The following is a 12,816-nucleotide window of genomic DNA, read 5'->3' as shown; positions in this document are numbered from 1 at the left end:
GGTGAGGGGCGGGGATACGCAGGTTTGGCCGCGGGTCGATTCGGGTGGCTTGTTGTCGGTTGGGCGGCGGCAGGTGGTGCGGCATGTTCTGCGGGTCGTGGAGTTGGCTGCGCTGCCGGTGCCGCCCGAGTCGGGGACGTTGTTCGCGGGGCGGCGGTTCATCGTCGTGGACGACGGGTGCGGCATCGCGCTGGAGCTGGCCGCCATGCTCGAACGGCAGGGTGCGGAGGTGCGGACGCCGCGGGACGTCGACGGGCCCTGTGACGGCCTGATCCACCTGGGGGCGCTGCGGCCGGCGGCGACGAGCGTGCTGCCCGAGGCGTACGAGGGGGTCCGGCGGGCGCTGTCCGGCGGGCTGCGGTGGCTCGTCGTCGCGAGCGGGGCCGGCGGGAGGTTCGGGCAGCCCTTCGAGGGCGGCATCGGGGACCCGCGGCCCGGGGCGGGGCTTCGAGGATTGGCGCGGACGGTCGCGCAGGAGTACCCCGAGGTGCTCGTGCGGGCGCTGGACGTCGACACCAAGGACACCCCCAGGGCGATCGCAAGCCGGATGATGGCCGAGCTGCTCGACCCGGCGGCGCCGGTCGTTGTCGGGCACGAGGGAGGTCTGCGGCGCGGGCTGAGCCTGGTGCCGGCGGAACTGGGCGGCGACCCGGTCGTCCCCCTGGAAACGGACGCGGTCGTGCTGCTCACCGGGGGCGCCCGGGGCATCACCGCGCGCGTGGCGCTGGAGCTGGCTCGGACGAGCAAGTGCCACATCGAGGTCATGGGACGCACCCCGGAGCCCGTCGGCGAGCCCGCATACCCGGATATCCCGGACGAAGCGGGGCTCCGGCGCGCCCTGGTGGCGGCCGGGCGGACGCAGGAGATCGAGGCGACGATACGGCGCACCCTGGTGGATCGGGAGATACGCCGGAATCTGGAGTCGTTGCGGGAGCATGCGGCGTCCGTTCGCTATCACTCGGGGGACGTGCGTGATGCGCAGACCATCCGGGACGTCCTTAGCGACGTGCACAGGCGGCATGGGCGGCTCGACGGGATCGTCCACGGTGCCGGGCTCGTCGAGAACCGCCTGATCCAGGACAAGACGCCGGTGTCGTTCGAGCGCGTGTACCGGACGAAGGTCGACGGGGCGTGCGCGCTCGCGCAGGCGGCCAAGCCGAACCTCGGGTTCTTCGCCGTCCTCGGCGGCCTCGCCGGGGTGCACGGCGTCCGCGGGGAGAGCGACCACGCGGCGGCGAGCGACGCGTGCGCGGCGCTCGCGCACATGTGGCGGACGCGGCTGCGCGGCCGGGTCCTCGTCGCCGACTGGGCGCGGTGGGGGACGGGCGGCGAGGCCGGGCCGATCGAGCCGGGCGCGGGCGCGGCGGCGCTGCTGTGGGAGATCGCGCACGGCGACGAGACACAGGTCGTGTTCACCGGGGCCGTCACGTGAGCCGCGCTCCGGAGCCGATCGCGATCGTCGGCGCCGGGGCGGTGTTCCCCGGGGCCGGGTCGGCGGCCGAGCTGTGGCGCAACGTCCTGGCCGGGTTCGACGCGATCACCGAGGTGCCGGCCGGGCGGTGGGACCCCGCGCTCTACTACGACCCCGGCGCCTACGGGCGGCCGCCCGAGAGCGACCGGTTCTACTGCCGGCGCGGCGGGTTCGTCGACGACCTGGCCACGTTCGACCCGGCGCGGTTCGGGATCACCCCGGCGGCGGTGCGGACGATGGAGCCCGACCAGCTCCTCGCGCTGCGGACGGCCGGCGACGCGATCGCGGACGCCGGCGGCGCCGAACGGCTGCCCGACCGGGCCGCGGTCGGCGTGGTCATCGGGCGCGGCGGCCACCTCACCCCCGGCATGGCGCGGTTCGACCAGCGGGTCGGCACGTCCCACCAGATCGCGGGGATCCTCGCGGAGCTGGTGCCGGAGCTCGGGAGCTCCCGGCTGGAGGAGATCCGCCGCGCGTTCTGCGACCGGCTGGGTCCGGACGCCCCCGACGCCTCGACCGGGCTGGTCCCGGGCTTCGCCGCGTCCCGGATCGCGCACGGGTTCGACCTGCGCGGCCCCGTGTACACGCTGGACGCGGCGTGCGCGTCGGCGCTGCTGGCGGTCGAGCACGCCGTGCGGGCGCTGCGCGGCGGGCAGGCCGACGCGATGCTGGCCGGGGCCGTCCACCATTCCCACCACGCGACCGTCTGGAGCGCGCTCAGCCGGCTCCGGGCGCTGAGCCCGAGCGAGGCGATCCGGCCGTTCGACCGGGCGGCGGACGGCACCCTGCTCGCCGAGGGCACCGGGATCGTCCTGCTCAAGCGGCTGTCGGACGCCGAGCGGGCCGGGGACCGGATCCACGCGGTCATCCTCGGCGCCGGGTCGTCCAGCGACGGCCGCGCGGCGAGCCTGCTGAACCCGCCGGTGGAGGGGCAGGTCCTGGCGGTCGAGCGCGCCTGGCGGGACGCCGGCCTCGACCCGGCGGAGCCCGGCGCGGTCGGCCTGGTCGAAGCGCACGGCACCGGCACCCCGGCCGGGGACGCGGCGGAACTGGCGACGCTGCGCCGGGTGTTCGGCGCGGACGGCCCGCCGATCGGCCTCGGCACGGTCAAGTCGATGATCGGGCACGCGATGCCCGCCGCCGGCATCGCCGGGCTGATCAAGGCGGCCTACGCGCTGCGCGACGGTGTGCTGCCGCCCACGCTGCATGTGGACGACCCCCATCCCGCGCTGGAGAACGCCAGGCTGCGGCCCGTGCGGGAGGCCGCCGAGTGGGAGCGGGGGGACGGCCCGCGGCGCGCCGTGGTCAACGCGTTCGGGTTCGGCGGGGCGAACGCGCACGTGATCCTGGAGGAGCCGCCGTCCGGTGGCGTCCGTCGGAGGCGGCGGCCCCGGCGGCTCCGCGCGCCGGAGTCGGGCGAGGCCGTCCTTAGGCTGGCCGCCCGCACCACAGACGAACTGGCCGCCGCCCTAGACGTCCCCGACGAGGAACTCCTGGCGCGGGCTTCGGAGGACGTCGCCCCAGACCTGCCCTGCCGGATCGCCATGGTCGCCCCTACCTCGCACAGGCTTGAACTGGCCCGAGCCGTCGTCCAGCGCGGAACGCCCTGGCGAGGCCGCAGCGACGTCTGGTTCTCCCCGCGCCCGCTTCTCGCAGAGGGCGGACGACTGGCCTTCCTGTTCCCTGGCTTCGAGCCCGCTTTCGCCCCTTGCGTGGACGACGTCGCCGAGCATTTCGGCTGGCCGAAGCCGGAGCCGGCCGGGCGCACCGACCTGGCCGGCCACGCCGCGGACACGATCGGCGCCGGACGCCTGCTGGCGTCGGCGCTCGCCGAACTCGGCGTCGAACCGGACGTCGCGGCAGGCCATGGCCTCGGTGAATGGACCGCCATGATCGCCACCGGCCTGCTCGACGCGGACGCGGCGGACCCGTTGATCGGCGCCCTCGACGGTCTGACGGCGGGCATGCCCGAACTCGTGTACGCGGCGCTCGGCTGCGGAGCCGCGCAGGCGGCGGAGGCGGCCGGGGGACGCACCGGTGTCTTCGTGAGCCACGACAACTGCCCGCACCAGTCGGTGATCTGCGGCCCGCCCCGGGAGGTCCGCGACATCCTCGGGCGGCTCGCGTCCGAGGGCGTCCTCGGGCAGGAGATGCCGTTCCGGTCGGGCCTCCACACGCCCTACGCCGAGGCGTACGAGAAGCAGGTGCGGCACGCGTTCGAGGGCCTGCCGATGCACGAGCCGCGCGTGCCGCTGTGGTCGGGGACGACGGTCGCTGCCTATCCGCCGTCGCCGTCCGGTGTGCGCGACCTCGTCGTCCGGCATCTGCGCGAGCCGGTCCGGTTCCGCGGGCTGATCGAGGAGCTGTACGGCACGGCCCACGTGCGGGCGTTCGTGCAGGTGGGGCCCGGGAGCCTGCCGGGATTCGTCGGTGACGGGCTGGGGGACCGGGAGCATCTGGCGATGGCCGTGAACGTCCCGCGGCGGGACGGGATGGCGCAACTCCGGCGGGTCCTCGCCGCGCTGTGGGCCGAGGGCTACGGCGCGTCGCCGCCGCCCCCGCCGGCCACGGGCATGACGCTGGACCTCGGAACGCCGCTGGTCAGCCTGGCGGGTAGCGTGGCGCCCATCAGGCTCACCTCCGCAGTTCCGCCGCTCCCGGCCGACGACCCCGTCATGGCCGAGCTGGAGGCGCTGCTGAACGACGCGGCGACGGGGGCGAAGGCCGTCGTGGAGGCGTTCGGCGGCGGGGCGGCGTCCGCGCCGTCCCGCGACCCGGCGCCGGTGGAGTCCGCCGCCTCCCATGTCTTCTCGCTCGCGGCCATGCCGTACCTGCGGGACCACTGCGTGGTCCCGCAGGCGCCCGACTGGCCTGACATGTCGGACAGGTTCCCGGTCGTTCCGCTGGCGACGCTGCTGGAGGTCATGGCGGGCGCGGCGCGGAACCTGCTGCCCGACTCGGTCGTCGTGGGGTTCGAGGACGTCTGCGCCGTCCGCTGGGTCGTGGCCGCCCCGCCCACCACCGCCGACATCAACGCCCGCGTTCTCGACGGCGCGGCCAGGCCGCGCAAGGTGAAGGTCGTCATCGACGGCTACGTGGACGGGACGGTCCTGCTCGCTGACCAATACCCGCCGTCGCCCCTGCCGGACAGCACGCCGCTGAGCATCGAGGGCCCGCCCATAGTCACCGCGGAACGGCTGTATGAGGAACGCTGGATGTTCCAAGGCCCGCTCTTCCGCGGCATCACCGAGATCACGGCCCTCGCAGAGGACGGTGTACGCGCCGTCCTTGCGCCCCTCCACGCGCCAGGCGCGCTCTTGGACAACGTCGGCCAGCTCTGCTGCCACTGGATCCAGGTCTACGGCGACACCAACCAGACCGTCTTCCCGGTCGGGATCGAACGGGTCTCCCTGTACGGGCCCTTGCCGCCCGAAGGGGAACGCCTGGAAACGACCGTCTGGAACCAGTCCCTGACCGACACGACCATGCGGTGCGCGGCCGAGATGGTCCGTGCGGACGGAACGGTATGGGGACGCGTCGACGGTTGGACGACCCACCGCTTCTACACCGACGAAGCCCTCTGGCGGATGAAGTTCACCCCCGAGGTGTCCGGGACGGGCGAAGCGCAACCGGGCGGCTGGTGCCTGGCCCGCAAACGCTGGGAAGGGACCGTGTCCCGCGATCTCCTCATGCGCCAGTACCTCTGCTCCAGCGAGCGCGCCGAGTACGAGGCCCTCCCGCCGTTCGAGCAAGGCCCATGGCTGCTCGGAAGGATCGCGGCCAAGGACGCCGTCCGGGCCCACCTATGGCGCAACGGCCACGGCCCCCTTTTCCCGGCGGAACTCACCGTCCATGACGGGCCACGGGTCACGGGGCCGTTCAACGAGCCCCTCACCATTTCCATCGCAACAGATGCCGAACTGGGCGTGGCCCTAGTGCGGCCTGGCACCGAACCAGCAGGCATAGGTCTCGCCCAAGACGACGCCACCCAAGGAGACAAGGACGCACGTATACACGCAGCGAAACGAGCAGCACTGCAAGCGATGAACACCGCTGTAGACCGTCCCGAGGTAGCCGTGACCTTCACCGACACCGACCGGCTCCTCGTCGCCACCGGCGACACGGTCATGGCGGTGCAGACGCGCGAAGTCGAAGGACACGTCGTGGCCTGGACGGTCGAGCCCGGCGGAACCGGCATGGAGGAGGCCCGAGCATGAATGACGACCTGGCAGAGGTCGTCCGGATACTGACCGATGTCCTGGGGGAGGACTTCCTCCCTGACATGGAGATCGGGCCGGAGACCACGTTCACCGGAGCCCTCGCTCTGGAGAGCATCGAGTTCGCCGCCTTCGCCGCAGGGCTCCGCGCCCGCTACGGCGACCGAGCCGACCTCCCCGCCCTCGTCGCGGGCCTGGAGCTCGACGAACTCCTCGGCATGACCGTCGGGGACGTCGCGGACCACCTCGCGGGAGCCGCCCGGTGAACGCCCGCCGCGTGAGGGTTCCGTCCCTGCTCGAAGACCCCGGGATCCGCCGGGTGAGAACCCCCGAACGCCGTTTCCTGTTCGCCGTCCCGCCGCTGGGCGACGGCACCGCCGGCAGCGTCACCGCCGACAACGCCGTCGCGGCCGAGCTCGTCCGGCGCGGCCACAAGGTCGCGTGGACCGGGCACCGGGCGTCCCTCGAACCCCGGATCCGCCCGGGCTCCCGGCTCTACAGCGCCGTCGAGGAGGACTTCGAGCGGCGCCTGCACGGGCTCCACGGCGACTGGCTGGGCCTGCGCGGGCTCGCCGCCCTCCGCTTCCTCTGGGAGGACCTCCTCGTCCCGCTCGGCCACGCGATGCTGCCGGGCGTCGAGAAGGCGATCGACCGTTTCCGGCCGGACGCCGTCATCGCCGACCAGCTCGCCCTCGCCGCCCCCGTCGCCGCGCGCCGCCGCGAGCTCCCCTGGGCGACCTCCGCCACGACGTCCGCCGAGTTCACCAGGCCGCTCGCCGCCTTCCCGCGGGTCGAGAGGTGGATCCGGGAGCTGATCGCCGACTTCCAGCTCGACCACGGCATCGAGGACCTGCTCGACCTGCGCTTCTCCGACCACCTCGTGCTGGTGTTCACCGCGGCGGGGCTGATCGGCGACACCTCGTTCTTCCCCGGCCACTTCGCCTTCGTCGGCCCGGCGCCCGAACGTCCCGCGCCGCGCGCCTTCCCGTGGGACGACCTGGACGGCCGGCCCGCCGTCCTCGTCACCCTCGGCGCACCGGACGGCCCGGTGCGCGACCGCTTCTTCCGGGTCGCGGCGGAGGCCGTCCGCGGCCTGGACGTCCAGGCGGTCTTCGAGACGGACCCGGGCGCGCTGCCCGATCCGCCGCCGAACGTCCTCGTCCGGGAGCAGGTCCCGCGCCACAAGCTGCTGGAGCGGGTCTCCGCCGTCGTCTGCGACGGCGCCCACGACACCGTCTGCGCGTCGCTCGCCCAGGGCCTTCCGCTGGTGGCGGCGCCGGTCCGGGACGACCAGCCGGTGATCGCCGGGCAGGTCGAGGCCGCGGGGGCGGGCGTCCGCGTCCGCCATGCCCGCGCCCGCCCCGACGAGCTCCGCACGGCCCTCACCGCCGTCCTGGAGGAGGACCCCTACCGCGCGGCCGCCGAACGCGTCCGCGCCTCGATCACCTCCGCCGGAGGCGTCGCCGAAGCCGCCGACCGCCTCGAGAAGCTGGCCTGACCAGCCCGCGAGGCGGAGGAGGCGGCCCGGCCGTCCGGAACGGCGCGTCGGATCCGGCCGTCGGGGAAGCCCTAGCCGTCGACGACGTAGGAGTCCAGGAGCCCCGCCGGAACCCGGAGGCGGGCCGTCGCCTCCCGGAGCCGGTCCTGCCAATCGGAATCGCCGCGTAGAGCGCCCACGGCCGTTTCGATCGCCGAAGTGGAGCCCCAGAGGGCGGTGTTGCGGGCTTCCAGGTCGCGCTGGTCCCGATTCCACCATGCGGTTATGTGACCGAGCTGGTCGGCGAGGGTGTCGCCGGGAATGACGCGGCCATGGAACGCCGCCCATTCTTCGCTCCGGTGATGCCTGGCCGCGTCTGCGTTCGCCTTATGCGCTTCCTGAAGTTCCTCCAGGACGAGGCACCAGCGATAAGGCGGGGCGAAGAACTCGTTCTCCTCGGCCCCGCAAGGGTGCCCGTGCAGAGCGTCCACGAGATGACCGGCCAGGTCGCTTCGGGCGCTGCGCGCGGCCACGGCGGCGTCGACGGCGTGGGAGACGGTGCAGTCGCGAAGCCGCGCGGGCAGCCCGTCGAGCACGGACGGGGACAGGGTCGGCGTGCCCCAGCCGGTCAGGTGGGCGGCGGCGGCCAGCTCCGCCCAGAGCACGAGTTCCGGACGCGCCTCAAGGGCGCGCTGGGCGGTGCGCATGTCGCGGAGCGTGCAGGGGGAGTCGCGGCAGTCCGCCCCGCACGTGCCGCTCCGCGGGCTCACCAGGACGCGGGCGGACGCGACCGGCGCCGCCTTCTCCAGGTGCGAGCCGTCCGGCATGCGGACCAGGTGCGGGAAGTCCATGCCGTCGGTGAACACGGCGCCCTCGCCGGGCGTGAGCGTGACCAGGAACTGCGACTGGTCGTCGGTGATGTTCATCGTGGCGCCGACCGCGTCCCGGTCGTCCTTCGCCGGCAGCCGGTGGACGATCTTGACGGCGGTGTTCTTGATGACGTCCGGGACCAGCTTCGACGGGATCTGCTCCGCCACGACCAGCCCCTCCCCGTATGCGCGGATCTCCGCCAGGAGGCTCGCGAACGTCTCCACGGCGTGCGACGCGGGGCCCGCCTCCTCGCTCCGCCGCAGCAGCCGGTGCGCCTCCTCGAACACGCTCAGGTGCCGCAGCCCCGCCGGGGCGCCCTGGCGCTGCCGCATCCGCAGGTGCTCCACCAGGCGCACCAGCACCGTGCCCATCAGGAACGCCTTGTCGCGGTCGTCTCCGACGTCCTCGATCTCCAGGACGACGTTGCGGGCGAGCAGCGCGTCGAAGTCGATGGGGTGGCCGCCCTCGAAGAACCGCCCGGTCGTGCCGAGCCGCAGGCTGGACAGCCGGACGCGGATGAACCCGCGCACGTTGTCGGTGATCTCCTGGCCGTAGCCGATGTCGGTCACGACCTGCTCGGCGGTGGCCTGCAGGTCGGCGAGGGTCGGATAGCGGGGAGACGTCCCAGGGATGGCGGGCTCCCCGAGCGCGAGATCCCAGCCGAGCCGCTCGTAGCAGCGGGTCAGCGCCGCGGCGAGCACCTGCGGGAACGGCTCGTCGGCGTCGAAGGCGGCGAGGAACAGCGCGCGGACGAGGTCGGCGTGGGTCTGCAGCGGGAACGGCCGCCCGTCGGGGCCCGTCGCCGGTTCGAGGGGGTTGATGCCGGCGGCGATCGCGTCCGCGTCGCCGGGCCGGATCGCGACGACCTCCGCGTCCGGCAGCCGCGCCGCCATCAGCCGGTACTCCGCCTTGGCCGGCTCGACCACCAGCCACGGCAGCCCGGCGTGCGCGGCGGCGGTGAGCAGCGACCGGACGGTCTGCGACTTCCCGGCGCCGGTCGCGCCGCACACGAACGTGTGCCGGTTCAGGCTGGACAGCGGCAGCGACAGCGGCCCGACCTCGCGGCGGTTGCGGTCCAGGACGCGCCCCAGCGGGACGCTCGTGCCCGCCGGCCCGGACGCGGCGTCGAACTCCGGCGTCACGTCGAACTCGGGCCGCATCGCGAACCGGACCCCGGCGACCTCCCGGACCGGCGGCCGCGCCAGCGCCGCCACCAGCTGCGTGCTCGCCTCGAACGGGCCCGCGGCGCCGGGGACGAGCGCGTACGGCAGCCGGCTCAGATCGGCCGACGCGCACACCAGCGCGGCGACCCGCGCCGCGGCCCGCGGCGTCGCCGCCCCGGCCAGCAGATGGACCCGCCACAGGCCGGAGGTGGCCGCCTGGCGCACCTCGCGGTGGCGGCGCTCCATCCGGACGGCGGTGACCGAGTACTCGGGCGACATCTCCGCCATCGACTGGGCGTGCTGCTGCCGGTCGGCCAGCCGGTCCGCCAGCCGCTCGGTCTCCGGGGCCGTCATCGGCTCGGCGACCAGCAGCCAGGCGAACGGCTGCATCCACACCGACAGCAGGCCGTCCTCCAGGGACGGCCGCGCGGGATCGTCCCGTGCCCCGTCGCCGGGGAGGTCGTCCACCAGCAGCCCGTCGGCGACGGCGCCGATGCCGACCCAGTGCGCCATCGAGTCCTCGGTGATGCCCTCCGGGAGCAGGACGCCGCGACCGCCCGCCGGGAGGCTGAGCGTGGCGGCGCTCCCGGAACGGTCGGCGAGCAGCCCGTCCCCGCCGACGAACACCTCCGTGGGACCGGACGCCTGCGTGCGCCGCCAGCCGACCAGCACCGGCTCCCCGCCCGCGTGGTAAGCCGACACGAGCGCGGCCAGCCGCTGGTCGCGCCACTCGTCCCGCCCGTCCGCCGCGTCCCGCCGCGGAACCTCCAGCAGGCGGCAGACCGGCATATCGCGCACCACGTCCCACATGGTCAGCCGTCCCAGCGGAACAGGTTCTGGAACAGTTCCGCCTGCTCAAGGGCGTCGTCCAGGGCGTTGTGCGTGTGCGGGCGCGCGGACAGCAGCGCGGCCGGCATCTGGCGCTTCGTCGACTGCGCCACCATCGCGCCCGCCTTGGCCGCGTAGAGGCTCTTGATGTCCAGATGCCGTGAATGGCCGAAAGGGGACTGCGACGTGAAGCGCATCCAGTACCAGTACAGCCACATCCAGTCGTAGGCCAGGGGATACGCCACCAGCACCGGCAGCGCGCGGCCCGCGACCGACTTGACCCACGCCGACGCGTCCCGCATCGCCTCCGCCGGATCGCGGCCCTCCCGGGCGAGCCGCGCGCGGTCCAGCCCGCTGACGTCCAGGGCCTGCGGGTCGAAGTCGTCGCTGATCGGCTTCAGCTCCGCGTAGAAGGTCCGCTCGGACGGATCGGGCGCGGTGAATTCCGCCCCGTCGAACGTCCCGCATACGGCCATGCCGAAACTGAGCATCGAGTACGGCCCGGGGATCGGCCCGTCCGCCTCGACGTCGACCGAGACGTACAACTCGACCCGCGCCATCACTCACGCCTTTCCAGGACGGGCGCGGACGCGGCCCGCGCCCCGTCCCCCGCCGTCCGCCATGGGCAGTCAGGCTATTGAGCAAGCCCGCCATTGGGAAGGCCGTTTCGGGGCCGATGGCATGACAAGTTCCGTGTCAATCTGCTTGGGTTGTTTGGGCATCGCCGCGCATACCCCGCAGGGCGTGACGATCGAATCGGCACCCGAGGAGAACGGGGGGTCAGCGTCGTGATGGGCCGACCGGTCGATCCTGCAGGACTGCTGTCGCGCCGCGAGCGGCTCTTCAGCCCCGACCCCCGCCTCGGCTGGGTCTTCCGGGACCGCTGGTGGTTCTTGCGGCCGTTCCCGGAGCCTCCGCCGCGGCAGCAGGCGCTGCCGGACTACCTGGCGCGCCGCGTCCGCGAGACCGAGCAGGCCGCCCAGCGCCGCCTCAGCCGGACCTTCCCGGTGAGCGCGGGCATCGGCTCCCTCCTCCTGCTGTTCGCCGCCTGCACCGCGCCCGGCTCCGGCGCGGCCGTCCCGGTCGGGTCGCTCCTGCTCGGGGCCATCGTGGCGGCGCCCGGCACGGCGCTGACCTGGTGGGCCGTCCGGCAGCGGAACGCCGCCCGCCAGGCGTACGAGCTGGCCCGGCAGCAGATCACGAACGGCTACCAGGACCAGGCGCGGCAATGGCAGGCGCGCAAGCACGCCCACGACACCGCAGAGCGCGCGCGGCTCGACGCCCTGCCCGAGTGGGGGGCCGCCCCACGGCCCGGACGTCGCCTGGACGTTTTCGGCGGGAACCTGTGGGCGTGGGAGGCGCTGCTGACCACGTACGGGACGTCCACACTCGCCGTCCAGCCGTTGCTGGTACTCGATCTGTCCAGGGAGTTCGTCAGCCGCGAACTGGTCGAGCTGGCCCAGGCGGCCTGGATGGGGGTGGACGCGCAACTGCTGCCCAGCCGCCAGGCATCGTCCACCCTCCTGGCGGACATGCCCCCACAGGACCTCGTGGACGCGATCGTCGAATCCATGCACGGCGGTACACCGGACGCGGCACGCGCAGACCGCAGCATGGACGACCGCATCCTCACCAAGGTGTGCGGAGCCCTCGGCGACAACGTCACCTTGGGCCGGATCGCCGCGGCCCTCCGCGCCCTCATGGGCGAACCCGACGACGGCGACCTGCTGACCCGCGAGGAGCGGCGGCACATCACCGGCAACCTCTTCACCGTGGAGTACCGCCGCCAGGCCCACGCCAACCTGTCGCGGATCGAGTCCTACGTGCACCCGCTGGAGAACCTCGGCACCGAGCCCTCGAAGGAGGGCGTCGGCTACCTGACGTGCATCGCGCTCGACAGCCAGGCCCGCAACGTCCGCTCCGAACTGCTCACCGACCTGGTCGTCCAGTGGGTCACGCACCGCATCACCGCGTCCCAGGACTCCACGCCCGCGCTGGTCATCGCCGGGGCCGACGAACTGGCCCGCCGCCACCTGGAACGGCTGTCGGACGCGTGCGAGCGGCGCGGCGTCCCGCTGACCCTGCTGTTCCGGCGGCTGCGGGACACGTCCGCGGAGATGATCGGCGGCGGCGCGGTCGCGTTCATGCGGCTCGGCAACCACGAGGACGCCGCGAAGGCCGCCGACTTCATCGGGCGCGACCACCGCTTCGTCCTGTCGCAGATCACCAAGAACGTCGGCGGGAACGAGTCGCACACGTCCACCGACACGCGGGGCGAGGGAGACTCCGACACCTACAGCACCAGCCACACGACGGGCACGTCCCGCAACTGGGGGACGAGCCGCTCGTCCGGTGTCAGCTACTCGGGCGGCGAGATGTTCGGGCTGTTCCCCGACCGCTCAACGTCCTCCCAGCGCGGCAGCAACCGGGGCGGCGGCAGCAGCACCAGCGACACCCGGGGGACCGCCACGTCGACGTCCCGGAACTGGTCGGCCGCCTACGCCTTCGCCGAGGGCACCAACTGGAGCGACGCCGACACCACCCAGCGCGTGTACGAGTACGCCGTCGAACCCGTCACCCTCCAGCACCTCCCGGACCACGCGCTGCTGCTGGTCCTGTCCGCCCCCGGCGGTGGCCGCACCATCACGCCCGTCGAATGCGACCACCTTCACCGACACCACACGCCTCACCGGGGCCGTCGACCGGATACCGGGAACAGCCGTCTACTGCCGCCCGCAGACGTATCCGTTCGACCGGTTCGGCAAGGAACTCGGCTACCGGACGCTGGGG

At 73.7% G+C, this 12,816-nt stretch carries 7 protein-coding genes; 5 read left to right on the top strand and 2 right to left on the bottom strand.

Annotation, left to right across the window (positions count from 1 at the left end):
* Nucleotides 1–52 precede the first annotated feature (52 nt).
* Genes E1266_RS28975 through E1266_RS28960 form a run of 4 tightly spaced genes read left to right on the top strand, consistent with a single transcriptional unit; the run spans nucleotide 53 to nucleotide 7,186 of the window.
* Complete coding sequence (locus tag E1266_RS28975) at nucleotides 53–1,432, top strand: SDR family NAD(P)-dependent oxidoreductase (RefSeq protein ID WP_132052407.1); 1,380 nt, start codon at nucleotides 53–55, stop codon at nucleotides 1,430–1,432.
* Nucleotides 1,429–5,688 carry a beta-ketoacyl synthase N-terminal-like domain-containing protein gene (locus E1266_RS28970; protein ID WP_165966250.1) on the top strand — a complete coding sequence of 1,420 codons (4,260 nt, stop codon included), beginning with the start codon at nucleotides 1,429–1,431 and terminating at the stop codon, nucleotides 5,686–5,688. The genes E1266_RS28975 and E1266_RS28970 overlap by 4 nt, the downstream gene beginning before the upstream one ends.
* Nucleotides 5,685–5,954, top strand: coding sequence for an acyl carrier protein (locus tag E1266_RS28965; RefSeq protein WP_132052403.1), 270 nt, complete (start codon nucleotides 5,685–5,687; stop codon nucleotides 5,952–5,954). Before E1266_RS28970 ends, E1266_RS28965 begins: the two co-directional genes overlap by 4 nt.
* 11 nt (nucleotides 5,955–5,965) lie before the next feature.
* The gene (locus tag E1266_RS28960) at nucleotides 5,966–7,186 is read left to right on the top strand and encodes a nucleotide disphospho-sugar-binding domain-containing protein (RefSeq protein ID WP_243719011.1); all 1,221 of its coding nucleotides are present in this window, start codon (nucleotides 5,966–5,968) and stop codon (nucleotides 7,184–7,186) included.
* Nucleotides 7,187–7,257: 71 nt separating this feature from the next.
* Here E1266_RS28960 and E1266_RS28955 read toward each other — a convergent pair whose 3' ends face one another.
* On the bottom strand, nucleotides 7,258–9,999 hold the full coding sequence (locus tag E1266_RS28955; RefSeq protein ID WP_207945970.1) for an ATP-binding protein: 2,742 nt from the start codon (nucleotides 9,997–9,999) through the stop codon (nucleotides 7,258–7,260).
* Nucleotides 10,000–10,010: 11 nt separating this feature from the next.
* A complete protein-coding gene (locus E1266_RS28950; protein WP_132052399.1) occupies nucleotides 10,011–10,586 on the bottom strand; it encodes an exonuclease in 576 nt (191 codons plus the stop codon).
* Nucleotides 10,587–10,817: 231 nt separating this feature from the next.
* On the opposite strand from E1266_RS28950, the gene E1266_RS38290 reads away from it, so the two are divergent.
* A partial coding sequence (locus tag E1266_RS38290) for a hypothetical protein (RefSeq protein WP_165966249.1) occupies nucleotides 10,818–12,816 on the top strand: 1,999 nt, incomplete at its 3' end.

This window comes from Actinomadura sp. 7K534, from assembly GCF_004348575.1.
Taxonomy (GTDB): domain Bacteria; phylum Actinomycetota; class Actinomycetes; order Streptosporangiales; family Streptosporangiaceae; genus Spirillospora; species Spirillospora livida.
This window is presented reverse-complemented; position numbering and strand designations above follow the sequence as displayed.